Below are 25,184 nucleotides of genomic sequence, written 5' to 3' on the forward strand. Positions count from 1 at the left end.
GCGCGTCCGTGCGCCAGCATTACCCCGCGCTCATTGCATCCCCCAGATGGAAAATTGGCAGATACATCGCCACCACCAGCGTGCCAATAATCAGACCTGTCACGACCAGTAGCAAAGGCTCAAGAAGCGACGCCAGATTGTCTGCCTGCTGAAATGTCTGTTCCGTATGATGGCGGGCCAGATTCATCAGCATCACATCCAGTGAACCCGATACTTCTCCGGTGCGAATGAGCTGAATACACAGTGGCGTAAAAACAGAGGCCTTCTGGAAGGAGGACCACACGGGCATCCCCTGTTCGATATCGCTGCGTATCTCACGGAGTTTCTCCTGCCAGTAGCCACTCTCAACGGTTTCCTCCACACTCTCCACTCCTTGTAAAAAGGCAATCCCGGCCTGCTGGGTTAATGACAGCACTGTAAAAATTTGCCCCAGTTTTTGCCCACGCATCAGCGTGCCCATCACAGGTACATGTAACAGGACGTACTGCCAGCGCGGATGCCGCCGCAGCTTACAGGCGATGACAACCATTGCCACGAGCAGGGCCAAAAGGGTGAGGATATGCGCCTGAACCAGGGCCGCCAGCCCCATGACTGCCTGCGTGAGCAAAGGGAGCGGGGTGTTGAACGTTTTGTAGATTGCAGCAAACTCAGGCAACACCAGCGTGACCATCGCCAGCACCACGAAAACGGCCAGCGTCAGGATGATCAGCGGATAGCGCAGCGCTTTCTTCACCTTTGCACTGAGCTGCTGCTGGGATTTTTGTTGCTGCGCAAGCTGACGGCAGCAGGCTTCGAGCTTACCCGTCAGCTCACCCGTCTTCACCATCGAGACATAAAGTGGGCTAAACACCTCTGGCCATTTCTTCATGGCCTCTGACAGGGCGCAACCTTCGCTCAGGTCATCAGCAAGACTGTGCAGCAGCGCCTGCCAGTGCTTCAAAGGATGCTGTTCCGCCAGCATGTGCAGGCTTTGGGACAGCGTGAGTCCGGCCTGTAGCAGCGTGGCGAGCTGGCGAAAAATATCGTAGCAGTGCTGCACCTGCCATCGGTGGCGCTGCTGGCAGCGTTTTAGCGCCAGCGGGTGCAGTTGTTTAAGCACCAGAGCCGTGTAAGCTGCGTTACGGTCGATGGCCCAGAGGGTGCCGGTTTGCACCTCCCCCTCGGTGGTCAGGGCACGCCAGCGCCAGAGCGAATTAGCAGCCATCGGGCATTCCCAGGACGCGCAACAGCTCTTCGAGCGTGGTCAGCCCTTGCTCCACGGCCATGCAGCCATGCTCAAACAAAGATGTCATTCCCGCCTGACGTGCGCTGGACCCAATCACCTCCGTGCTTGCTCCGCTGGCGATGGCCTGCCGCAGCGTGTCGTCGATGACGAGCACTTCAAAAATGGCTACGCGACCATAAAAACCGTGATAGCAGCGATCGCAACCGGTGGGTTGCCAGCGAGGAAGCGGCCGGGGCCACAGCGTGCGAGGTAATTCGGTGTGGCGGCTGGCTTCCTGTCGGCAGTACGGGCATAAACGACGCACCAGCCGCTGGGCAATCACCATCGAGAGCGCCGAAGAGATCATCCAGCGCGCGACGCCCATCTGTTGCAGCCGTACCAGCGTTTCAGTCGTCGAATTAGTATGGAGGGTGGACAGCACCAGATGCCCGGTTTGCGCCGCCTTAATGGCAATTTCTGCCGTTTCGCCGTCACGAATTTCACCCACCATAATGATGTCAGGATCCTGCCTGAGCAGGGCACGCAGCACGCTCTGGAAGGTCAGCCCCGCGCGCGGATTAATCTGCGTCTGGTTTAAGCCTGCAAGCGGGATTTCAACGGGATCTTCCACGCTGCAAATATTAACGTCAGGGGTATTTCGCGCCTGTAACGCACTGTACAGCGTCACCGTTTTCCCGCTACCGGTCGGGCCGGTGACCAGAATCAACCCCTGAGGGCTGTTAAGCGCCCCGGCAAAACGGGCCTGCTGGTCTGCACTCATCCCCAGCAGTTCAAGCTCCAGTGCCTGCTGTACCTGGTGAAGCAGACGAAGCACGATTTTTTCTCCACCGCTACAGGGAAGGGTTGCGATACGAAAAGAGACGGTGGCGCTTGCCAGCTCCACCGTAAACTGACCGTCCTGCGGCAGGCGGCGCTCCGCAATATCCAGTTGGCCCAGCACCTTCAGGCGTGCGGCAAGCGTCGTACCGAGGGCGGCGGAAACCGGCGGTTGCGGGTAGAGAACACCGTCGATTCGCAAACGGATCTGGTAGCCGTGCTCCGTCGGTTCAATATGGATGTCAGAAGCCCGCTGGTTCACTGCCTGCTGCAACGTTGTACTGAGCACGTCAGCGGCTGAGTTTGGCACTATTCCCGGCAGGTGTGATGATGAGAGGGACTGAAGCCGTTTTTCCATCCGTTCGGCCGTCCAGCACTCAATATCAATACGTTTCTGCGTGGCGAAGCGTAACGCTTCCATCAGCTCAGAGGCAGGATTACCCACCACCGCAATGCTGATCATCTCGGTGTCGCTTGCGAGTAGCAGTGCGTGATGGCGCTGACAGAGCGTCATAAGCTGTTCGGTGTTCATTGTCCACTCCTGTCAGTTGTTGTCGAAGCGGAAAACATCTTCACAGGCTTGTCTGAGCGCCGTGTCGGACGCAATGTTGCAGGCACGCGTCCAGCCCGTCATACCGTTACCGTCGCTCCAGATCGGTGTCATGAGCACTTCAAGTCCGTTAAGGCTTTCCTGCCCTGTTAACGATACGACCCCCTTCGCCACGCTCATCGCTGAAACGTAACGCGTGGTTGTCGGGGAGGGGATGCCATTGGTTCCTGCGTCGCAGCGATCCACACCACCACGATCCAGGGCGCAAAGCTCAATAGCGGTGCGGTAGGGAATGAACGTTTGAAGCATATCGGTGAGCGCTGCTTTTCGCAGGTAGTTCTGATAGGCCGGGATGCCAATCGCGCTCAGGATGGCAATAATGCCAATGACCACCATTAGCTCAATCAGGGTAAATCCTTGTTGTCTGTTCATATCTGCTCCTTACGTTAAGTGGCGCTACTGTGGCAGTACCGGCGCGCAGAAACGAGGGGCAAAAGCGCGAACGTGAAAGGGCTTTCAGGGAAATGATTCAGTGTTGCAGAGAAGGACAGCGTAATTGCGAGCGGTTTCGTATTTCCCCTCTCCGGGCGGAGAGGGGAAGATCAGTTATTTGAAGCGCATCGAGAGGTCCAGGGCACGTACGTGCTTGGTCAGGGCGCCAACGGAGATATAATCGACGCCGGTTTCAGCAAATTCGCGAAGGGTGTCGAACGTCACGTTGCCGGACACCTCAAGCTGCGCCTGGCCGTTTGTGCGTTTGACCGCTTCACGCATCTGCTCCGTGTCGAAGTTATCGAGCATGATGATGTCAGCCCCCGCTTTAATGGCCTCGTCCAGCTCATCCAGCGTTTCCACTTCCACCTCAACCGGCACATCCGGATGCAGCCAGAAGGCTTTTTCCACGGCCTGACGTACCGAGCCAGAGGCAATAATGTGGTTCTCTTTGATCAGGAAGGCATCGGATAGCCCCAGACGATGGTTGGCGCCACCGCCGCAGAGCACGGCGTATTTCAGCGCGATGCGCAGGCCCGGCAGGGTTTTACGGGTATCCAGCAGCTGCGTGCGGGTGCCTGCCAGCAGGTCAACGTAGCGGCGTACTTCACTGGCAACGCCAGAGAGCGTTTGCACAAAATTGAGGGCGGTGCGTTCACCGGTCAGCAAGACGCGGGACGGGCCGGCCAGTTCGAACAGTGGCTGATTCGCCGTGACCGCATCGCCGTCCTCAACGTGCCATGTTACCTGCACCTCGTCGCCCGCCAGCTGGGTAAAGACCTCCTCAACCCAGCGTTTGCCGCAGAAAACCCCCGCTTGACGGGTGATAATCACCGCATGCGAGCGTGTCTCTTTTGGCAACAATTGGGCGGTAATATCGTTATCGGCGCTGACGTCACCGCCGAGGTCTTCTCTCAGGGCATGGGCAACGCTTGCCGGGATATCACTATTAATACGTTCCAGAAGCGCGTCACGTCGGTGGTCGGGGTTATAGCGGCGAGGCGGCATGATAAAACTCCAAATTGGTAACGAATCATAATATTGAAACATGCTACTCTGAACCGAGTAACAGCACCATAGATAAGGAGTTCCAGCATGTTGTTAGAAAACGGATGGCTGGTGGACGCGCGGCATGTACCGTCGCCGCACCACGACTGCCGCCCGGAGGATGAAAAGCCCACACTGCTGGTGGTTCACAATATTAGTCTCCCGCCGGGTGAGTTTGGCGGTCCGTGGATCGATGCGTTATTCACTGGAACGATAGATCCCGATGCCCACCCCTTCTTTGCTGAGATTGCGCATCTGCGCGTATCGGCGCACTGTCTGATCCGTCGTAATGGCGAAGTGGTTCAGTATGTTCCTTTTGATAAGCGTGCCTGGCATGCCGGCGTGTCGAAGTATCAGGGGCGCGAGCGGTGCAATGATTTCTCCATTGGAATTGAACTGGAAGGAACGGACACCACGCCTTACACCGATGCGCAATATGAGAAACTGGTTGCTGTAACGCAAACGTTAATCGGGCGCTATCCCGCCATTGCAGACAATATTACAGGGCACAGCGACATCGCCCCCGAAAGAAAAACCGACCCCGGCCCGGCTTTTGACTGGTCCCGGTTTCACGCCATGCTTACCACGTCGTCAGATAAGGAGATAACATGACGTTGTTTACCATGCTGCTGGTTATGATCGCTGAACGCCTGTTTAAGCTCGGCGAACACTGGCATCTGGATCATCGGCTGGAGGTGTTATTCCGCCGCATCAGGCATTTTTCCATGCTGCGCACGTTGCTGATGACGGCAGGCGTGATGGTGATTACGTTCCTGTTGCTGCGCTCGCTTTACGGCCTCTTTTTCAACGTGCCGCTGCTGGTGATGTGGATCCTGCTCGGTGTGTTGTGTATTGGCGCGGGCAAGGTGCGTTTGCACTATCACGCGTATCTGAAAGCCGCTTCCCGGGATGATGCCCACGCGCGCGGCGCGATGGCGAGCGAGTTGACGATGATCCACGGTGTACCGCCGGACTGCGATGAACGCGAGTTTCTGCGGGAGCTGCAAAACGCGCTGCTGTGGATTAACTTCCGTTACTACCTGGCGCCGCTGTTCTGGTTCGTGGTGGGCGGACCCTGGGGGCCGGTACTGCTGATGGGTTACGCGTTCCTGCGCGCCTGGCAGACCTGGCTTGCCCGCTATCTTACGCCGCATGAACGTCTACAGTCCGGCATTGATGCCATCCTGCACGTGCTCGACTGGCTTCCGGTGCGTCTGGTCGGCGTGGTCTATGCCCTCATCGGTCACGGTGAAAAGGCGCTGCCCGCGTGGTTTGCCTCCCTTGCAGACCGCCATACCGCGCAGTATCAGGTTTTAACCCGACTGGCACAGTTCTCGCTGGCGCGTGAGCCGCACACGGATAAAGTTGTAACGCCAAAGGCTGCCGTCTCGATGGCGAAGAAAACGTCGTTTGTGGTGGTGGTGATTGTGGCGCTGTTGACGATTTACGGCACGCTGGTTTAAGCCAGCGTGCCGAAGCCGTTATAGCGTATCTGCGGGCGGGATGCCGAAATCAGGCATCCCGTTTTCGTTCCAGCGGACGAGTTTCAGGCGAGTATGGCGATTGGGATCGTAAAGCGGATCGCCTTCAATTTCAGTGTAGTTTCGCGCGTGGTAGACCAGCACATCTTCGCCTTCCGGCGTCTGCGTAAAGCTGTTATGGCCTGGCCCATACTGACGGTTTTCGTAGCTGGTGACGAACACCGGGCGCGGGGATTTATGCCAGTTAGCCGGGTTTTGCGGATCGGCATTCAGGTCTGCCCACAGTAATCCCATGCAGTAGTTCTCGTCGGTGGCGCTGGCGGAATAGCTGATAAACAGCTTATCGCCATGGAACAGCACCGCCGGACCTTCGTTGACCCAGAACCCGCGGCACTCCCAGTCATATTCCGGTTTACTGAGCATCACCGGCTCGCCTTTCAGCGTCCACGGATTTTCCATTTCACACAGGTAAAGATTGGAGTTACCGGAAATGTCCGGGGCTTTTTGCGCCCACAGATACCAGCGTTTGCCCTGATGCACAAAGGTAGTGGCATCCAGCGCGAAGGTGTCAAACGGGGTTTTGATTTGCCCTTTTTCCACCCATGTACCGGTGAGCGGATCGCGATCTGCGCATTCAATGGCGAACATGCGATGCTGGAACATCCCGAGTTCGTCGAGCGCCTGGGTATGTGTGGCGGCAAAGTAGATGTACCACTTGCCGTCGATATGATGCAGTTCCGGTGCCCAGATCAGCTGGCTCATCGGGCCGGTGTCGGGCTTGCGCCAGACAACTACCTCTTCGGCATTGCCTAAATCTTCCAGCGAGTCCGCGCGGCGGATCGCCAGCCGGTCATACTCCGGCACGGAGGCGATAAAGTAATATTGTCCTTCGTGACGCAGGATATACGGGTCGGCGCGTTGTTCAATAAACGGGTTTGGCCAGGTTTGCATTCGGCTTTCCTTATTTAGTCTCAGCGGCTTTAAATTCCTGATAGTCGCTCAGTTCACGATAGTTGGTGCGACGCTTCTCCAGATCGGACTGGATTTGCTTCATGGTCTCACGGTCCACTTTCAGCAGACGTACAACGCCCGCGGTAATTAAATATCCAATGCCAGGGATGACGGTAAAGAGCAGCACAATGCCGTTGATGGCATCCGCGCTCTGCGCTTTTGCGCCCGCGTCATAACCGTACCAGGAGAGCAGGAAGCCAACCATCGCCCCGGCAATCGCCAGACCCAGCTTCAGGAAGAAAATGTTGCCGGAGAAGCTGATCCCGGTGATACGTTTCCCGGTTTTCCATTCACCGTAGTCGTCCACGTCGGCCATCAGTGACCAGTGCAGAGGGGATGGGATCTGGTGCAGGATATTCAGCAGGACGTAAAGCACAACAATGGTTGTCGTCGCTTTCGGGTCGAAGAAGTAGAAGGCGCAGGAGAAAATCGCCAGCGCGATGTTGGTCCAGAAGAAGACCTTCAGCTTGCACCAGCGGTCGGTCAGCACTTTCGCCAGCATACTGCCGAACATCATGCCGACAACGCCCAGGCTGATAAACAGCGTGGCGAAATGGGTGCTTTGCCCCATTACCCAGGTGACGTAATACATGGTGGCCGCCATGCGGATAAAGCCCGGGCAGACGTTGCAGAGCGTCAGAAGCAGAATGCGCACCCACTGGTCATTCTTCCACACATCCTTCAGGTCGTTTTTCAGTTCGTCGTGGGTTTGTACAGCCGGGCGAACGCGCTCGCGCACCGTGGCGAAGCAGAACAGGAACATGCAGGTACCAATCAGCGCCAGCACGGTCATCGCCATCTGGTAGCCTTTGGCTTTGTTATCCCCACCGAACCAGTCGGCCATTGGCAGGAGCGTAAGCGACAGCAGCAGCGTGGCGATACCGACCATAACAAAACGATAGGACTGGCAGGCAACGCGCTCTTTCGGGTCGTTGGTGATTACGCCGCCGAGCGAGCAGTACGGAATGTTGATGGCGGTATAGGTCAGCGACAGCAGGAAGTAGGTGACAAATGCATAGATAACTTTGCTGTTATAGCTCCACTCTGGGGTGGTGAACATCAGGATGCTGAACAGCGCATAGGGGAAGGCAATCCACAGTAGCCATGGACGAAATCGGCCATATTTGCTGCGGGTACGGTCGGCAATCGCGCCCATGATTGGGTCCGTTACGGCGTCAATCACGCGAACGGACAGCAGCAGTACCCCAACCAGCGCAGGCGCCAGACCAAAAATATCCGTATAAAAATAGTTAACAAATAACATGATGGCGCCAAAGATAATGTTGCATCCGGCGTCACCCATGCCATAGCCGATCTTTTCTTTTACTGACAGTTTGTTGTTATCCATCGACAGATCTCCGGGTTTCGGTATGGAGAGAATTATTCGCTGGCAAACGGATATATGCGTTGCAATATAAGGGCGGTGATATGGAGGATTTTGCTGTTGGCGTGAATTTGTGAGGAAGGTAACAAGACGCTGTACCCGCAACTGCGGGTACAGCGAGAAAACACTTAGTGCGCTTTCACCGTTTTGGCGTTTTTCTGTTTCACCATATAGCCCACGCCGAGGATCGCAATCCACACCGGGATGAGGTAGACGGAAATCGCCATGCCTGGCGTGATGAGCATGATGACCAGCACGGCCGCCATGAACAGCAGGCAAACCCAGTTCCCCAGCGGATAGAGCAGGGCAGGGAAGCGCGTGGTTACGCCCTGCTGCTTGGCGCGGCGGAACTTGATGTGCGCGAGGCTAATCATCGCCCAGTTGATCACCAGCGCGGAAACCACCAACGCCATCAGCAGGCCGAAGGCCGATTCCGGTGCCAGGTAGTTAATCAGAACGCAAAGCGCCGTCACGACCGCCGACACGATAATGGTGTTAACCGGTACGCCACGTTTATCAATGGTAAGCAGCGCTTTCGGTGCGTTGCCCTGTTGCGCCAGGCCGAACAGCATACGGCTGTTGCAGTAAACGCAGCTGTTATAAACAGAGAGCGCGGCGGTCAGCACTACGACGTTGAGCGCGTTCGCCACGAAGGTGTCGCCCAGCTCGTGGAAGATCAGCACAAACGGGCTGGTATCCGCCGTGACGCGTGTCCATGGCAGCAGGGAGAGCAGGACCGCCAGGGAGCCCACGTAGAAGATCAGAATACGGTAGATAACCTGATTTGTGGCTTTCGGGATGCTCTGCTCCGGGTTGTCGGCTTCCGCGGCGGTGATGCCCACCAGCTCCAGACCGCCGAAGGAGAACATAATGATCGCCATCATCATTACCAGGCCGGTCATGCCGTGCGGCAGGAACCCGCCCTGTTCCCAGAGGTTGCGCACGGTTGCCTGCGGGCCACCGTTGCCGCTGAAGAGCAGCCAGCCGCCAAAAATGATCATCGCTACAACGGCAATTACTTTGATAATGGCGAACCAGAACTCCATTTCCCCAAACACTTTCACGTTGGTCAGGTTGATGGCGTTGATCAGCACGAAGAAGACTGCCGCAGACGCCCAGGTGGGGATCTCCGGGTACCAGAATTGAATGTATTTACCGACGGCGGTGAGTTCCGCCATAGCAACCAGCACGTAAAGAACCCAGTAGTTCCATCCGGAGGCGAACCCCGCAAAGCTGCCCCAGTATTTGTAGGCAAAGTGGCTAAAAGAGCCTGCAACCGGCTCCTCGACGACCATTTCCCCTAACTGGCGCATAATCAAAAACGCAATGAAACCTGCAATCGCGTAACCCAGAATGATGCCCGGACCGGCCGACTGGATAACGGACGCACTGCCCAGAAACAGGCCAGTACCAATAGCACCGCCCAGGGCGATGAGCTGAATATGGCGGTTTTTAAGACCGCGCTTTAGCTGATCGCCATGCTGTTGAGCTTCCATTTGAAACCTCGTGTGTGGTTGTTATGTTCACGCTGTGCGTGTGTAATTATGAAAGTCCATATTCTGTATTTATTTCTTTACGGTTAACGATACCGAAAAAAGCGGAGATGGCTTCCGTTAGCGCCAGAATAGTGGTAAGTGCCAGCGAATGCACCTGCTTTATGAAGGGCTGATGACGACTTGAATAAAAAGAAACCAATTGTAAATCGGTACGTTAACCCCTCATACCCCAACCTATAGAATAGAAATGCGTCATAAGTGGGCGAATTTTCATATTTTGCCTTGTTGAATCGCTTCAGATTGCAAAATCCCTCGTTTAAATATGGTTAAAACTGCCCCTTTGGGAGTAACCATTTCATTTGTGCAAAGTTACATTCCTGAAACGTTAGTTCTGTAAGGTTGTTAAAATGTGCCGGGTTTCCTGATTTCAATCAAAACCAATATGGACAGAAGGTGAATACTTTGTTACTTTAGCGATACGAACATGAAATTGGTAAGACCAATTGACTCCGGGCAAAAAGGCGTAAGACAGGGAATATGGCCTACAGCAAAATTCGCCAACCAAAACTTTCCGATGTGATTGAGCAGCAGCTGGAGTTTTTGATTCTCGAAGGGACACTGCGCCCGGGCGAGAAACTCCCGCCAGAACGCGAGCTGGCAAAACAGTTCGACGTTTCACGCCCCTCTCTGCGTGAGGCGATTCAACGTCTCGAAGCAAAGGGCCTGTTGCTCCGTCGTCAGGGTGGCGGAACCTTTGTGCAAAACAGCCTGTGGCAGAGCTTCAGCGACCCGCTGGTAGAACTTCTCTCTGACCACCCAGAATCCCAGTTTGATCTGCTTGAGACCCGTCACGCGCTGGAAGGTATCGCGGCCTATTACGCCGCCCTTCGCAGCACTGATGAAGACCGCGTACGTATTCGCGAGCTGCATCAGGCCATTGAACGGGCACAGCAGTCCGGCGACTTAGACGCCGAATCCAGCGCCGTTGTCCAGTATCAAATTGCCGTCACCGAAGCAGCGCACAACGTGGTGCTCCTCCATCTGCTACGCTGCATGGAGCCCATGCTGGCCCAGAACGTTCGTCAGAATTTTGAATTGTTGTATGCCCGTCGGGAGATGCTCCCGCTGGTAAGCAACCATCGCACCCGAGTATTCGAGGCGATAATGGCCGGGGAACCGGAGCAGGCGCGTGAAGCGTCGCACCGCCATCTGGCTTTCATTGAGGAAATCTTGCTGGACCGCAGCCGTGAACAATCGCGTCGCGAGCGTTCATTGCGCCGCATACAGCAACGAAAGGATTAAGCGCCAGGTACTTTTAGAGCGCGGCAACTAAACGCAGAACCTGTCTTATTGTGCTCTTAACCGAGAGCACAATGGGACAGGTTCCAGACAAATCAACGTATTAGATAGATAAGGAATACCCCCATGTCAGAACGTCTCCAAAATGACGTGGATCCGATCGAAACTCGCGACTGGCTACAGGCGATCGAATCGGTCATCCGTGAAGAAGGTGTTGAGCGTGCTCAGTATCTGATTGATCAGCTGCTTTCAGAAGCGCGCAAAGGCGGCGTGAAAGTGGCTTCAGGTGCAGGGGCTAGCAACTACGTAAACACGATTGCCGTCGAAGACGAACCGGAATACCCGGGCAATCTGGATCTGGAACGCCGTATCCGTTCTGCTATCCGCTGGAACGCTATCATGACCGTTCTGCGCGCATCCAAGAAAGATCTGGAACTGGGTGGCCACATGGCGTCCTTCCAGTCCTCTGCGACCGTTTACGAAGTGTGCTTCAACCACTTCTTCCGTGCAGCCAACGAGAAAGACGGCGGCGATCTGGTGTACTTCCAGGGCCACATCTCTCCGGGCATCTATGCACGTGCCTTCCTGGAAGGTCGTCTGACTGAAGAGCAGATGAACAACTTCCGTCAGGAAGTTCACGGTAAGGGTCTGTCTTCTTATCCGCACCCTAAACTGATGCCTGAGTTCTGGCAGTTCCCGACCGTATCTATGGGTCTGGGTCCAATTGGTGCAATCTATCAGGCTAAATTCCTGAAGTACCTGGAACACCGTGGTCTGAAAGACACCTCTGAGCAGACCGTTTACGCCTTCCTGGGCGACGGTGAAATGGATGAGCCAGAATCTAAAGGCGCGATCACTATCGCGACCCGTGAGAAGCTGGACAACCTGTGCTTCATCATCAACTGTAACCTACAACGTCTGGATGGTCCGGTAACCGGTAACGGCAAGATCATTAACGAACTGGAAGGCATCTTCGCGGGTGCAGGCTGGAACGTGATCAAAGTCATGTGGGGCGGTCGTTGGGATGAGCTGCTGCGTAAAGACACCAGCGGTAAACTGATCCAGCTGATGAACGAAACCGTTGACGGCGACTACCAGACCTTCAAATCCAAAGACGGTGCCTACGTTCGTGAGCACTTCTTCGGCAAATATCCTGAAACCGCAGCCCTGGTTGCAGACTGGACTGACGAGCAGATCTGGGCGCTGAACCGCGGTGGTCACGATCCGAAGAAAGTTTACGCTGCACTGAAAAAAGCGCAGGAAACCAAAGGTAAAGCGACTGTGATCCTGGCCCACACCATCAAAGGTTACGGCATGGGTGATACCGCAGAAGGTAAAAACATCGCTCACCAGGTTAAGAAAATGAACATGGACGGCGTGCGTTATATTCGCGACCGTTTCAACGTTCCAGTGACCGATGAGCAGGTAGAAAACCTGTCTTACATCACCTTCCCGGAAGGGTCTGAAGAGCACAAGTACCTGCACGAACGTCGTCAGGCGCTGAAAGGCTACCTGCCTGCTCGTCAGCCTAACTTCACCGAGAAGCTGGAACTGCCAGCCCTGGAAGACTTCTCTCAGCTGCTGGAAGAGCAGAACAAAGAGATCTCTACCACTATCGCTTTCGTTCGTGCCCTGAACGTGATGCTGAAGAACAAGTCAATCAAAGATCGTCTGGTTCCAATCATCGCCGACGAAGCGCGTACTTTCGGTATGGAAGGTCTGTTCCGTCAGATCGGTATCTACAGCCCGAACGGCCAGCAGTACACCCCGCAGGACCGTGAGCAGGTTGCATACTACAAAGAAGACGAGAAAGGTCAGATCCTGCAGGAAGGTATCAACGAGCTGGGCGCAGGCGCATCCTGGCTGGCTGCTGCGACCTCTTACAGCACCAACAACCTGCCGATGATCCCGTTCTACATCTACTACTCCATGTTCGGGTTCCAGCGTATCGGTGATCTGTGCTGGCAGGCAGGCGACCAGCAGGCTCGCGGCTTCCTGATCGGTGGTACTTCTGGTCGTACGACCCTGAACGGTGAAGGTCTGCAGCACGAAGATGGTCACAGCCACATTCAGTCTCTGACTATCCCTAACTGTATCTCTTACGACCCGTCTTACGCGTACGAAGTGGCAGTCATCATGCATGACGGTCTGCAGCGCATGTACGGTGAAGCGCAAGAGAACGTTTACTACTACATCACCACCCTGAACGAAAACTACCACATGCCGGCAATGCCAGCAGGTGCCGAGGAAGGTATCCGTAAAGGTATCTACAAACTCGAAACCATCGAAGGTAGCAAAGGTAAAGTTCAGCTGCTGGGCTCCGGTTCTATCCTGCGTCACGTTCGTGAAGCAGCGCAGATCCTGGCGAAAGACTACGGTGTGGGTTCCGATGTGTACTCTGTGACCTCCTTCACTGAACTGGCGCGTGATGGCCAGGATTGTGAGCGCTGGAACATGCTGCACCCAATGGAAACCCCACGCGTTCCGTACATCGCTCAGGTGATGAACGACGCGCCAGCGGTGGCGTCTACTGACTATATGAAACTGTTCGCTGAGCAGGTTCGTACTTACGTTCCAGCTGATGATTATCGCGTACTGGGTACTGACGGCTTCGGTCGTTCTGACAGCCGCGAAAACCTGCGTCACCACTTCGAAGTTGATGCTTCCTACGTGGTTGTAGCAGCACTGGGCGAACTGGCTAAACGTGGCGAAATCGATAAGAAAGTGGTTGCGGACGCAATCACCAAATTCAACATCGATGCAGATAAAGTTAACCCGCGTCTGGCGTAAGAGGTAAAAGAATAATGGCTATCGAAATCAATGTACCGGACATCGGGGCTGATGAAGTTGAAATCACCGAGATCCTGGTCAAAGTAGGCGACAAAGTTGAAGCTGAACAGTCGCTGATCACCGTAGAAGGCGACAAAGCCTCTATGGAAGTCCCGTCTCCTCAGGCTGGCATCGTTAAAGAGATCAAAGTCTCTGTTGGCGATAAAACCGAGACTGGCAAACTGATCATGATTTTCGATTCCGCCGACGGTGCAGCAGCTGCTGCACCTGCGCAGGAAGAGAAGAAAGAAGCCGCTCCTGCTGCTGCTCCAGCAGCGGCCGCGGCAGCGAAAGAAGTAAATGTGCCTGATATCGGCGGTGACGAAGTTGAAGTTACCGAAATCCTGGTGAAAGTGGGCGACACCGTTGCGGCTGAGCAGTCACTGATCACCGTAGAAGGCGACAAAGCCTCTATGGAAGTGCCAGCACCGTTCGCCGGTACCGTTAAAGAGATCAAGATTAACACCGGTGACAAAGTGTCTACCGGCTCGCTGATCATGGTCTTCGAAGTGGCGGGTGCAGCACCTGCCGCTGCGCCTGCTCAGGCTGCTGCTCCGGCTCCGGCCGCTGCACCAGCGGCTGCTGGCGGCGCGAAAGACGTTAACGTACCGGATATCGGCGGTGACGAAGTTGAAGTGACCGAAGTGATGGTGAAAGTGGGCGACAAAGTTGCCGCTGAACAGTCACTGATCACCGTTGAAGGCGACAAAGCTTCTATGGAAGTGCCTGCGCCGTTCGCCGGTACCGTTAAAGAGATCAAAATCAGCACCGGCGACAAAGTGTCTACCGGCTCTCTGATCATGGTCTTCGAAGTGGAAGGCGCAGCGCCTGCCGCCGCTCCGGCTGCCGCGGCTGCTCCGGCACCTGCTGCTGCACCGGCTCAGGCTGCTAAACCTGCTGCTGCCCCTGCTGCTAAAGCAGAAAAATCTGAGTTCGCTGAAAACGACGCTTACGTCCACGCGACTCCGCTGATTCGTCGCCTGGCGCGCGAATTCGGTGTGAACCTGGCGAAAGTGAAGGGCACCGGCCGTAAAGGTCGTATCCTGCGCGAAGACGTTCAGGGTTACGTGAAAGACGCGGTGAAACGCGCCGAAGCTGCACCTGCGGCAGCCGCTGGCGGCGGTATCCCGGGCATGCTGCCATGGCCGAAAGTGGACTTCAGCAAGTTCGGTGAAATCGAAGAAGTGGAGCTGGGCCGTATCCAGAAAATCTCTGGTGCTAACCTGAGCCGTAACTGGGTGATGATCCCGCACGTTACGCACTTCGATAAGACCGATATCACCGATCTGGAAGCGTTCCGTAAACAGCAGAACGCCGAAGCTGAGAAGCGTAAGCTGGACGTGAAGTTCACCCCAGTGGTCTTTATCATGAAGGCCGTTGCCGCTGCTCTTGAGCAGATGCCACGCTTCAACAGCTCCCTGTCCGAAGACGGCCAGAAGCTGACGCTGAAGAAATACATCAACATCGGTGTTGCGGTTGATACGCCAAATGGTCTGGTGGTTCCGGTCTTCAAAGACGTGAACAAGAAGAGCATTACCGAGCTGTCCCGTGAACTGACCACCATCTCCAAAAAAGCGCGTGATGGTAAGCTGACTGCCGGCGAAATGCAGGGCGGCTGCTTCACTATCTCCAGCATCGGCGGCCTGGGTACCACCCACTTCGCGCCGATTGTAAACGCGCCGGAAGTGGCTATCCTCGGTGTGTCTAAGTCCGCGATGGAGCCGGTGTGGAATGGCAAAGAGTTCGTGCCGCGTCTGATGATGCCAATCTCTCTCTCCTTCGACCACCGCGTAATCGACGGGGCTGATGGTGCGCGTTTCATCACCATCATCAACAACACCCTGAGCGACATTCGCCGCCTGGTGATGTAATCGAAAAGCCGGCCAGTCGGCCGGCTTTTTTCTGATAATCTCATGGGGTTTTTGAGGTTATTGGTGAAAGCGATAATTCGTGAGCCGTTTGTTGTTTCAAAATTGTTAACAATTTTGTAAAATACGGGCGGATAGAACGACCCGGTGGACGACGGGTATACATTAAGAGGTCATGATGAGCACAGAAATCAAAACTCAGGTCGTAGTACTTGGGGCAGGCCCGGCAGGTTACTCCGCAGCATTTCGCGCCGCGGATTTAGGTCTGGAAACCGTCATCGTAGAACGTTACAGCACCCTCGGCGGTGTTTGTCTGAACGTCGGCTGTATCCCTTCTAAAGCGCTGCTGCACGTAGCGAAAGTTATCGAAGAAGCCAAAGCGCTGGCTGAACACGGTATCGTCTTCGGCGAGCCGAAAACCGATATCGACAAAATTCGTACCTGGAAAGAGAAAGTTATCACTCAGCTGACCGGCGGTCTGGCGGGTATGGCCAAAGGCCGTAAAGTGAAAGTGGTAAACGGTCTGGGTAAATTCACCGGTGCGAACACCCTGGAAGTGGAAGGCGAAAACGGCAAAACCGTGATCAACTTCGACAACGCGATCATCGCGGCAGGCTCTCGCCCAATCGAACTGCCATTCATTCCACATGAAGATCCACGCGTGTGGGATTCCACCGATGCGCTGGAGCTGAAAACCGTTCCTAAGCGTCTGCTGGTTATGGGCGGCGGTATCATCGGTCTGGAAATGGGTACTGTGTACCATGCGCTGGGTTCAGAGATCGACGTGGTTGAAATGTTCGACCAGGTAATCCCGGCAGCCGACAAAGATATCGTTAAAGTCTTCACCAAACGCATCAGCAAGAAATTCAACCTGATGCTGGAAACCAAAGTGACTGCCGTTGAAGCGAAAGAAGACGGTATTTACGTTTCCATGGAAGGCAAAAAAGCCCCATCCGAACCACAGCGTTACGACGCCGTGCTGGTGGCTATCGGCCGTGTGCCGAACGGTAAAAATCTCGACGCGGGCAAAGCTGGCGTGGAAGTGGACGACCGTGGCTTCATCCGCGTTGACAAACAGCTGCGTACCAACGTGCCGCACATCTTTGCTATCGGCGATATCGTCGGTCAGCCAATGCTGGCGCACAAAGGTGTTCACGAAGGTCATGTTGCCGCTGAAGTTATCGCCGGCATGAAGCATTACTTCGATCCGAAAGTGATCCCATCTATCGCGTATACCGAGCCAGAAGTTGCATGGGTTGGTCTGACTGAGAAAGAAGCGAAAGAGAAAGGCATCAGCTATGAAACTGCCACCTTCCCGTGGGCTGCTTCTGGCCGTGCTATCGCGTCCGATTGCGCAGACGGTATGACCAAACTGATCTTCGACAAAGAGACTCACCGCGTCATCGGTGGTGCGATTGTCGGTACCAACGGCGGCGAGCTGCTGGGTGAAATCGGTCTGGCTATCGAAATGGGCTGCGACGCAGAAGACATCGCGCTGACCATCCACGCACACCCGACTCTGCATGAGTCCGTGGGCCTGGCGGCTGAAGTGTTTGAAGGTAGCATTACTGACCTGCCAAACGCGAAAGCGAAGAAGAAATAAGTTTCTTCAGATGAAAAAAGCGGCCTCAGGCCGCTTTTTTTATGCGCTGCGTTCAGGGTGTGACAGGCTGCCAGGTCTTATCCGGCTGGTATTCACTAAGAGCCTGCGCTTTCTGCGCCGAATCGTTGCCGAGATCTGCCTGATAAACCGCGTCATCCTGGTTAATTACAAAGCTCATTACCCCCGTCTGACCGTAGTTCACCGGCCAGGCGACCATGGCAAAGCCATTTTTATCCGGCAGGATGCGGAATCGGTAACCATGGTAACCCGCCCCCGACTGTGGAGGACTGAACGCCGGACCCAGTGGGCTGGGCGTTTCACCGGGAGCGACGGGCCAGTACAGTCCATCCTTTTTACCTTCAGAACTGACTATCTTCTGCGCGTACTTTTGGTTCATCGCAAAATAGCTCTGCTGGGCATCAACATAGGCGTGAAGCGCTTCGATGGCTGCGAGTTCGTTGCGCCCGATTTCGCGGGTCAGGATCTCTTCTGCGGCTTCCTGCATATCAAACTGCCAGCCAGATGCCGTTTTGACCACCGGGATCGGTAGCTGCCAGCCGTTATCGCCCACCACCAGGTGCGCCACGTTGCCACTGATGACGGTTTTATGATGAACGTTCCAGTCGCGCAGGAAGCGATCGACCGCATCAGGATCAACGCCTTCGGGCGGCAGGAAATCGCGCCAGTTTTCACCGAGCAAATTGTTCATCGCACTTTCATTTTGCTCGCTGATGGCGCTTGCCAGCGCACTGGTCGCCTGTTCTGGCGAACTGAACGATTGCTGTGCCATGACGGCCGCCGAGACCATGAACAACACCATTCCACTGAGTAATTGACGTTTCATGTCGGCTCCCTTAACGATGACGGAATTCATGGCGTTCAGCGCGTTCGCCAGTGAGCTGGCGCGGCTGATGTTGACGAGTAGCGAGCTGCCGGCTTTGCGCCCCGCGCTGCTGCTGGGCTTGCCAGTTCGCGGAGCGGCTGTCGTTGCCGCTCAGGGCATTGGCTCGATGCAGCCTGGCTGGCTGCTGTACCGTCTGTGAAACCCGCTTCTCCTGTCTGTGCATGTCAGTCTGATGATGTTCACGCTGCGGCGTGCTCGTCCGTTTTACGGCCTGTGGCCTGGTGTCATATCCACGATAGTTATTTCGCTGCGAGATCTGCTTCAACTGTTGCGTTGAGGCCAGACGTTGTGCGTCCCGCGTGGCTGTATGTACTGAGTGTGGGAGGGTTTTACCCGTTGATTTTTCCATCTGGCTGAGAGCGGCCTGGCGCTGGCTGTCGCGATTGACTGGATTTTGCTGCGTCGCGCTTAGCCCGGTGGCTGTCTGTGTAGAGTGGAAGCGGTTAGCCAGCTGGTTATTCGGGTAAGGCACGCCTTCACGATAGGCAGGATTGTGCTGCCAGGTGTGGTTATTACCGTTCAGGTGCTGCCCGCTGATTCTGTTGAAATTATCCACGTTGATATTGATGTTGTTATCACCGTTGCGGTTATAACCGCCGTGATTGTCCCAGTCATCATCGTGATGATGGTGATCCCAGTCGTCGTCATCCCAGTCAATATTGCTGAAAATGGCGTAGGTTGTAGCGACCCCGAGGCTAAAACCTAATCCTTTAACCAGACTGTCCGTGAATTGCTCGCCGGGTGAGGGCGGAAGATAGACCGGCGGGTAAGCGGTGTTAGGCCAGCTACCATAAACCGTATTCGGGTTATACGTGGGAACATACACCACCTGCGGATCGGCGGATTCAATCTTGATCACCGTTGGGCTGGTAGGCGTTGCGGTTGTCGTGGTTTTTGTCGATGCAGGTTTCGTGACGGTGGTGACCGTCTGCTGCGGTGTGGATTGTAGCGCACCCGTTTGTTGGGCCAGCAGGCGCAGCCGCTGTACGGAATCCATCACATCTTTCGGCTGTGCAAGGAAAGCGTCTCCCAGATTTTGTACCCATGGCGGATTTTCGCCCATCAACGACATCAGCTGAGGAAACGCAACCAGGGATTTTACGCTGGGATCCCACGGCTGGGTGGCTACCGCCTGCAGGGCGGCATCACCCTGCATTTTAGGATTATCTTTCGACCACTGCGCGGCCTGAATAACATTTGACGGGTAAGTCGACGCCATCAAGATTTGCGACAGCAGGGCATCCGGGTAAAGCGCGACAGGGGCAACCCATTGGTCGATTTGCGCCGCAGTGTAGACCGGGGCAGCGACGGGCGCAGGCTGGGCTACCGGTGCGCCAGGTTGTTGTGTAACCGGAGCAGGCGTAGCAGGTTCCGTTGCGCGGCTTTTAACGTACATGACACCCGAGGCGGCAAACAGCCCCGCACTGCAAAGCAGAACAAGAAGATGTGGCTTAAAAGGCAACTTCATAGATTGACTCCAACGAGACGAGTGCAGTGCCGTGAGGCGTTGCTGTTGCCGCGAGTATCATTCACTCGTGTTTTACAGTTTTGACTATTGTTGGGAAACCAACCGGAGCGTCCGGATAAAGAGTGTGAGTATTTATTACACAATTATATCGGATAGCTGAAAAGGCGACGGGAAAGAGGACAAGATTCGCCTCGTCTCCCCGCTACACCATGCTTAACGATTCAGCAAATAATTTAATGTTGCTTTTTTGTAAACAGATTAACACTGTGCAGAAATCCTGCTATGCTGCCCGACGCGGTATCGGGCATTTACCCTACAAACTGCTGTCTCACAGGAGCGTGAAGAGAACGCCCGCCGCATATGACAATGAGAGCGAGGAGAACCGTCGTGCTAGAAGAATACCGTAAGCACGTAGCAGAACGTGCCGCCGAGGGAATTGTACCCAAACCTTTAGATGCAACCCAAATGGCCGCGCTCGTCGAGCTGCTGAAGAACCCGCCTGAGGGCGAAGAAGAATTCCTGTTAGATCTGCTGATCAACCGCGTACCGCCTGGCGTAGATGAAGCTGCCTACGTAAAAGCCGGATTCCTTGCTGCTATCGCCAAAGGCGAAGCCACCTCCCCACTGGTTACTCCTGAAAAAGCCATTGAACTGCTCGGCACCATGCAGGGCGGCTATAACATTCATCCGCTGATTGACGCGCTGGACAACGAAAAGCTGGCACCGATTGCTGCCAAAGCGCTCTCTTCAACGCTGCTGATGTTCGATAACTTCTACGATGTAGAAGAAAAAGCCAAAGCAGGCAACGTTTACGCGAAGCAGGTGATGCAGTCCTGGGCCGATGCCGAATGGTTCCTGAACCGCCCTGCGCTTGCTGAAAAAATTACCGTGACCGTCTTTAAGGTTACCGGTGAAACCAACACCGATGACCTCTCTCCGGCTCCGGACGCGTGGTCTCGTCCTGATATCCCCCTGCACGCCCTGGCGATGCTGAAAAACGCCCGCGAAGGCATCGAGCCGGATCAGCCGGGTAGCGTTGGCCCGATTAAACAGATCGAAGCGCTTCAGGAGAAAGGTTTCCCGCTGGCCTACGTCGGTGATGTGGTTGGTACCGGTTCTTCCCGTAAATCCGCCACCAACTCCGTGCTGTGGTTCATGGGCGACGACATTCCGCACGTGCCGAACAAGCGCGGCGGCGGCCTGTGCCTCGGCGGCAAAATTGCGCCAATCTTCTTCAACACCATGGAAGATGCGGGCGCTCTGCCAATTGAAGTGGACGTGAGCAACCTGAACATGGGTGACGTGATTGACGTTTACCCGTATAAAGGCGAAGTGCGCAACCACGAAACCAACGAACTGTTGGCAAGCTTCGAGCTGAAAACCGACGTGCTGATCGACGAAGTGCGTGCCGGTGGCCGTATTCCGCTGATCATTGGCCGTGGCCTGACCACCAAAGCGCGTGAAGCGCTGGGTCTGCCGCACAGTGACGTGTTCCGTCAGGCGAAAGACGTGGCGGAAAGCAATCGCGGCTTCTCGCTGGCACAGAAAATGGTCGGTCGCGCCTGCGGCGTCGCTGGTATCCGTCCTGGCGCGTACTGCGAGCCGAAAATGACCTCCGTGGGCTCTCAGGACACCACCGGTCCAATGACCCGTGATGAACTGAAAGACCTTGCGTGCCTGGGCTTCTCATCTGACCTGGTGATGCAGTCCTTCTGCCACACTGCGGCATATCCGAAGCCGGTTGACGTCACTACGCACCACACGCTGCCTGACTTCATTATGAACCGTGGCGGTGTCTCCCTGCGTCCGGGCGACGGCGTTATCCACTCCTGGCTGAACCGCATGCTGCTGCCGGATACCGTGGGTACCGGCGGTGACTCCCATACCCGTTTCCCGATTGGTATCTCCTTCCCTGCGGGCTCCGGTCTGGTGGCGTTTGCCGCAGCGACCGGCGTGATGCCTCTCGACATGCCTGAATCCGTGCTGGTGCGTTTCAAAGGCAAAATGCAGCCGGGCATCACTCTGCGCGATCTGGTGCACGCAATCCCGCTGTATGCCATCAAACAGGGTCTGCTGACCGTTGAGAAGAAGGGCAAGAAAAACATCTTCTCTGGCCGCATTCTGGAAATTGAAGGTCTGCCGGATCTGAAAGTTGAGCAGGCGTTCGAGCTGACCGATGCCTCTGCCGAGCGTTCTGCGGCGGGCTGTACCATCAAGCTGAACAAAGAGCCGATTATTGAGTATCTGACCTCCAACATCGTGCTGCTCAAGTGGATGATTGCGGAAGGCTACGGCGACCGCCGTACGCTGGAGCGTCGTATTCAGGGCATGGAAAAATGGCTGGCGGATCCGCAGCTGCTGGAAGCTGACGCTGACGCAGAGTACGCGGCGGTGATCGACATCGATCTGGCGGATATCAAAGAGCCAATCCTGTGTGCGCCAAACGATCCGGACGATGCGCGTCTGCTCTCTGACGTACAGGGCGATAAGATCGACGAAGTGTTCATCGGCTCCTGTATGACCAACATCGGCCACTTCCGTGCTGCCGGTAAGCTGCTGGATACTCACAAAGGCCAGCTGCCGACCCGTCTGTGGGTGGCGCCGCCAACCCGTATGGATGCGGCGCAGCTGACCGAAGAGGGCTACTACAGCGTGTTCGGTAAGAGCGGGGCGCGTATTGAAATTCCGGGCTGCTCCCTGTGCATGGGCAACCAGGCGCGCGTGGCCGACGGTGCGACAGTGGTTTCCACCTCCACCCGTAACTTCCCGAACCGTTTGGGTACCGGGGCGAACGTCTACCTGGCTTCTGCGGAGCTGGCAGCGGTTGCGGCGCTGATTGGCAAACTGCCAACGCCGGAAGAGTACCAGACCTTTGTGGCTCAGGTAGATAAGACGGCGGTGGATACCTATCGCTATCTGAACTTCGACCAGCTCTCTCAGTACACCGAGAAGGCTGACGGGGTGATCTTCCAGACCGCGGTATAAAAACCAACCCCTCACCCCTAACCCCTCTCCCAAAGGGGCGAGGGGGATTTTATTCCCTCTCCCTTTGGGAGAGGGCCAGGGTGAGGGGTATTTTTTTATTTTCATTCCTCCCACCTCTCCCGCTTTTTTTCTTCCTCTCTGCTGCGATAATTACCCTAATGGCTTTGCAGAGGAAAACGCTATGGATTACGAATTTTTGCGCGACATCACCGGCGTGGTGAAAGTGCGAATGTCGATGGGGCACGAAGCCGTTGGACACTGGTTTAACGAAGAGGTGAAAGAGAACCTCGCGCTGCTGGATGAAGTCGAACAGGCAGCGGAAACGGTGAAAGGCAGTGAACGCTCCTGGCAACGCGCCGGACACGAATACACCCTGTGGATGGATGGCGAAGAGGTGATGGTGCGTGCCAACCAGCTTGAGTTCTCGGGTGATGAGATGGAAGAGGGGATGAGCTACTACGACGAAGAGAGCCTGTCGCTGTGCGGTGTGGAAGATTTCCTGAAAGTGGTGAACGCCTACCGCGACTTTATGAAACAGAAGTAACTCCCCGAAGCGTCCCTGCTTCGGGCCACGATTACACGGTCGGAATGTTACGGCCGTAGTAAATTTCGCGCATCTCTTTCCAGAGCAGGTCGGTAATGACCTTACGCTCTTCTTCGCTTAAATCTTCCGGTTTCGTGTGGAACATGTAGTGCTTAAGGTCGAATTCCTTAAGTAACATTTTGGTGTGGAAGATATTCTCCTGATAGACGTTCACATCCATCATGTCGTACAGCGATTTCATGTCGTCGGACATGAAGTTCTGAATGGAGTTGATCTCATGATCGATGAAGTGCTTCATGCCGTTGATATCACGGGTAAAACCGCGTACGCGATAATCAATAGTGACGATATCGGATTCCAGCTGGTGGATTAAATAATTCAACGCATTCAGCGGTGAAATCACGCCGCAGGTCGACACCTCGATATCCGCGCGGAAGGTACACAGTCCGCCTTCCGGGTGGCTTTCCGGGTAGGTGTGCACGCAGATATGGCTTTTATCCAGGTGGGCGACAACCACTTCTGGCAGTGGGCCGGGGTGCTCGGTTTTGTCGATAAGCTGCGGGTCAACCGGCTCTTCACTGACCAGAATGGTGACGCTTGCTCCCTGCGGCTCGTAATCCTGGCGCGCGATATTCAGGATGTTGGCGCCGATAATCGAGCAGGTCTCTGTCAGGATCTCGGTCAGACGGTTGGCGTTGTAGAGTTCATCGATATAGGCGATATAACCATCGCGCTCTTCTGCTGTTTTGGCGTAGCAGATATCGTAAATACAAAAACTCAGGCTTTTGGTCAGATTGTTAAAGCCATGCAGTTTAAGCTTTTTCAATTAGTTCACCTCCTTTGAGGACAGCGCGTCTTGCAGATATTGAGGCAACGCAAAGGCTGCGGTGTGGATCGCCGGGTTGTAGTATCGGCATTTGAGTCCGGCCTGGTGGAAGCGGGCCTGGATAATTTCGGTGGAGAGATGGCGCAGGACGTCGTTATCCGTCGCCCAGGCAAAGGTCATGATCCCGCCGTAGTAAGTGGGGATCGCCGCCTGGTAGAAGCTGACGTCAGCAAAATAGGTGCTCAGCTTACGGTGGCTATCAAGCGCTTCATCCTGTTGCAGGAAGCAAACGCCGTTTTGCGCCACAAAAATCCCGCCAGGCTTCAGGCAGCGCTTGCAGCCTTCGTAAAACGACGAGGTAAACAGCGACGCGCCGGGGCCGATAGGGTCGGTACAGTCAGAGATAATGACATCAAACGTTTGCGTGGTCTGGTTAACAAAATTGACGCCATCGTCGATAACCAGATTAAACCGCGGATCGTCATAGCTGCCAGCATTGTGGTTGGGCAGATACTGGCGGCAGAACGACACCACACCGGCGTCGATTTCCACCATGGTGATGGTTTCGACATTCTGATGACGCGAGACTTCACGCAGCATCGCGCCGTCGCCGCCGCCGATAATCAGCACGTCCTTCGCGTGGCCGTGGGCCAGCAGCGGGACGTGGGTCATCATTTCGTGATAGATAAACTCGTCGCGCTCGGTGGTTTGCACCACGCCGTCCAGCGCCATTACGCGGCCAAAGGCGGCGTTTTCGAAGATTATCAGATCCTGATGAGCGGTTTTCTCATGATAGAGCACGTTATCCACGGCAAAATACTGACCAAACTGGTCATGCAGCGTTTCTTGCCATACCGTTTTTTCGGTCATGGGGAGCACCTCCTTCGTTAGCATCCATTACATCCGGCAGATGGGCGCAACACAACACCGCCGTGAAGCGGTTAGCGGGTCAACAAGGGGCGTCGGGAAGGTTACTTCACGTAGGCGAGCAGGCTGAGTGAATCGCGAGCCAGCGCTTTGCATTTTTTAGCAGTGGGAATGCCAATACCGCTTAAATCACGGTAGCTGTCTTCACCGAGCGCCTTCATGTCGAAGCTGTCGTAGTTGCTGAGGTCCCATTGGTTCTGCTGGGCAAAAAAGACCAGTGCGCGACGAATTTGCCCATTGGGTAAATTCTGGTAACCACAATCGTTTTTCAGAAAAACAAAAACTGCCGTCAGATCGGCCATATCTTCCGCTTCGTTTTCACTTAGCGCGTAACTGTTCGCACACATCGCCATCAGGCTGGCGAACAAAATTGTTCTGAAAAACGTCTTCATTGCCTTTACCACTGCATCACGGAAAATTAACGTTAGC

20 protein-coding genes are annotated in these 25,184 nt (G+C 55.2%); 8 read left to right on the forward strand and 12 right to left on the reverse strand.

Translation table 11 applies throughout. From position 1 onward, the window contains the following. Positions 1 to 19: 19 nt before the first annotated feature. The 4 genes from hofC to nadC all read right to left on the reverse strand — a co-directional run bounded on the left by hofC (position 20) and on the right by nadC (position 4,091). The gene (gene hofC / locus L350_RS08790) at positions 20 to 1,204 is read right to left on the reverse strand and encodes a protein transport protein HofC (protein WP_032625494.1); all 1,185 of its coding nucleotides are present in this window, start codon (positions 1,202 to 1,204) and stop codon (positions 20 to 22) included. Beyond that, positions 1,194 to 2,573: a type II secretion system protein GspE gene (gene gspE, locus L350_RS08785; RefSeq protein ID WP_032625497.1), complete on the reverse strand. Its 1,380-nt coding sequence runs from the start codon at positions 2,571 to 2,573 to the stop codon at positions 1,194 to 1,196. Before gspE ends, hofC begins: the two co-directional genes overlap by 11 nt. 12 nt (positions 2,574 to 2,585) lie before the next feature. Continuing rightward, positions 2,586 to 3,023 carry a prepilin peptidase-dependent pilin gene (gene ppdD / locus L350_RS08780; RefSeq protein ID WP_023299332.1) on the reverse strand — a complete coding sequence of 146 codons (438 nt, stop codon included), beginning with the start codon at positions 3,021 to 3,023 and terminating at the stop codon, positions 2,586 to 2,588. 174 nt (positions 3,024 to 3,197) lie between these two features. After that, the gene (nadC, locus tag L350_RS08775; protein WP_032625499.1) at positions 3,198 to 4,091 is read right to left on the reverse strand and encodes a carboxylating nicotinate-nucleotide diphosphorylase; all 894 of its coding nucleotides are present in this window, start codon (positions 4,089 to 4,091) and stop codon (positions 3,198 to 3,200) included. 87 nt (positions 4,092 to 4,178) lie between these two features. Between nadC and ampD the strand changes: the two genes are divergently transcribed. Then, entirely contained in the window at positions 4,179 to 4,742 is a 564-nt protein-coding gene (gene ampD / locus L350_RS08770; RefSeq protein WP_032625501.1) for a 1,6-anhydro-N-acetylmuramyl-L-alanine amidase AmpD, read from the forward strand. Beyond that, positions 4,739 to 5,593, forward strand: coding sequence for a beta-lactamase regulator AmpE (gene ampE / locus L350_RS08765; protein ID WP_032625504.1), 855 nt, complete (start codon positions 4,739 to 4,741; stop codon positions 5,591 to 5,593). The genes ampD and ampE overlap by 4 nt, the downstream gene beginning before the upstream one ends. 18 nt (positions 5,594 to 5,611) lie before the next feature. On the opposite strand, the gene L350_RS08760 is transcribed toward ampE, so the two are convergent. From L350_RS08760 to aroP, 3 genes are all read right to left on the reverse strand, one after another. Then, positions 5,612 to 6,562: a glycoside hydrolase family 43 protein gene (locus L350_RS08760; RefSeq protein ID WP_032625507.1), complete on the reverse strand. Its 951-nt coding sequence runs from the start codon at positions 6,560 to 6,562 to the stop codon at positions 5,612 to 5,614. Between the two features lie 10 nt (positions 6,563 to 6,572). Further along, a complete protein-coding gene (locus L350_RS08755) occupies positions 6,573 to 7,970 on the reverse strand; it encodes a glycoside-pentoside-hexuronide (GPH):cation symporter (RefSeq protein ID WP_022647062.1) in 1,398 nt (465 codons plus the stop codon). 164 nt (positions 7,971 to 8,134) lie between these two features. Next, the gene (aroP, locus tag L350_RS08750) at positions 8,135 to 9,502 is read right to left on the reverse strand and encodes an aromatic amino acid transporter AroP (protein WP_032625509.1); all 1,368 of its coding nucleotides are present in this window, start codon (positions 9,500 to 9,502) and stop codon (positions 8,135 to 8,137) included. A 537-nt stretch (positions 9,503 to 10,039) separates the two neighbouring features. Between aroP and pdhR the strand changes: the two genes are divergently transcribed. The 4 genes from pdhR to lpdA all read left to right on the forward strand — a co-directional run bounded on the left by pdhR (position 10,040) and on the right by lpdA (position 17,101). After that, positions 10,040 to 10,804, forward strand: coding sequence for a pyruvate dehydrogenase complex transcriptional repressor PdhR (gene pdhR / locus L350_RS08745; protein ID WP_006173806.1), 765 nt, complete (start codon positions 10,040 to 10,042; stop codon positions 10,802 to 10,804). Positions 10,805 to 10,927: 123 nt separating this feature from the next. After that, positions 10,928 to 13,591 carry a pyruvate dehydrogenase (acetyl-transferring), homodimeric type gene (gene aceE / locus L350_RS08740; protein WP_022647064.1) on the forward strand — a complete coding sequence of 888 codons (2,664 nt, stop codon included), beginning with the start codon at positions 10,928 to 10,930 and terminating at the stop codon, positions 13,589 to 13,591. Between the two features lie 14 nt (positions 13,592 to 13,605). Then, positions 13,606 to 15,501, forward strand: coding sequence for a pyruvate dehydrogenase complex dihydrolipoyllysine-residue acetyltransferase (gene aceF, locus L350_RS08735; protein WP_032625514.1), 1,896 nt, complete (start codon positions 13,606 to 13,608; stop codon positions 15,499 to 15,501). 175 nt (positions 15,502 to 15,676) lie between these two features. Beyond that, on the forward strand, positions 15,677 to 17,101 hold the full coding sequence (gene lpdA / locus L350_RS08730; RefSeq protein ID WP_003856313.1) for a dihydrolipoyl dehydrogenase: 1,425 nt from the start codon (positions 15,677 to 15,679) through the stop codon (positions 17,099 to 17,101). A 52-nt stretch (positions 17,102 to 17,153) separates the two neighbouring features. Here the strand turns inward: lpdA and L350_RS08725 are convergent, their stop codons facing one another. Together L350_RS08725 and L350_RS08720 are read right to left on the reverse strand one after the other, a co-directional pair. Beyond that, positions 17,154 to 17,945, reverse strand: a complete 792-nt coding sequence (locus tag L350_RS08725) for a DUF2950 family protein (RefSeq protein WP_032625516.1) — start codon at positions 17,943 to 17,945, stop codon at positions 17,154 to 17,156. Between the two features lie 10 nt (positions 17,946 to 17,955). Further along, positions 17,956 to 19,473, reverse strand: coding sequence for a DUF3300 domain-containing protein (locus tag L350_RS08720; protein WP_032625518.1), 1,518 nt, complete (start codon positions 19,471 to 19,473; stop codon positions 17,956 to 17,958). Positions 19,474 to 19,860: 387 nt separating this feature from the next. Here L350_RS08720 and acnB point away from each other — a divergent pair, with 387 nt between their 5' ends. Both acnB and yacL read left to right on the forward strand, forming a co-directional pair. Further along, entirely contained in the window at positions 19,861 to 22,458 is a 2,598-nt protein-coding gene (gene acnB, locus L350_RS08715; protein WP_022647068.1) for a bifunctional aconitate hydratase 2/2-methylisocitrate dehydratase, read from the forward strand. A 181-nt stretch (positions 22,459 to 22,639) separates the two neighbouring features. Continuing rightward, positions 22,640 to 23,002, forward strand: coding sequence for a protein YacL (yacL, locus tag L350_RS08710; protein ID WP_022647069.1), 363 nt, complete (start codon positions 22,640 to 22,642; stop codon positions 23,000 to 23,002). A 31-nt stretch (positions 23,003 to 23,033) separates the two neighbouring features. Here yacL and speD read toward each other — a convergent pair whose 3' ends face one another. The 3 genes from speD to L350_RS08695 all read right to left on the reverse strand — a co-directional run bounded on the left by speD (position 23,034) and on the right by L350_RS08695 (position 25,147). Beyond that, positions 23,034 to 23,828 (reverse strand): adenosylmethionine decarboxylase, encoded by a 795-nt coding sequence (gene speD / locus L350_RS08705; protein ID WP_022647070.1) that lies wholly within the window; start codon positions 23,826 to 23,828, stop codon positions 23,034 to 23,036. After that, positions 23,829 to 24,698: a polyamine aminopropyltransferase gene (gene speE / locus L350_RS08700; RefSeq protein ID WP_032625520.1), complete on the reverse strand. Its 870-nt coding sequence runs from the start codon at positions 24,696 to 24,698 to the stop codon at positions 23,829 to 23,831. Positions 24,699 to 24,799: 101 nt separating this feature from the next. After that, positions 24,800 to 25,147, reverse strand: a complete 348-nt coding sequence (locus tag L350_RS08695) for a YacC family pilotin-like protein (protein WP_003856306.1) — start codon at positions 25,145 to 25,147, stop codon at positions 24,800 to 24,802. Between the last annotated feature and the right edge of the window lie 37 nt (positions 25,148 to 25,184).

The sequence above is a fragment of the Enterobacter sp. MGH 4 genome (genome assembly GCF_000534735.1).
Classification (GTDB): Bacteria; Pseudomonadota; Gammaproteobacteria; order Enterobacterales; family Enterobacteriaceae; genus Enterobacter; species Enterobacter intestinihominis.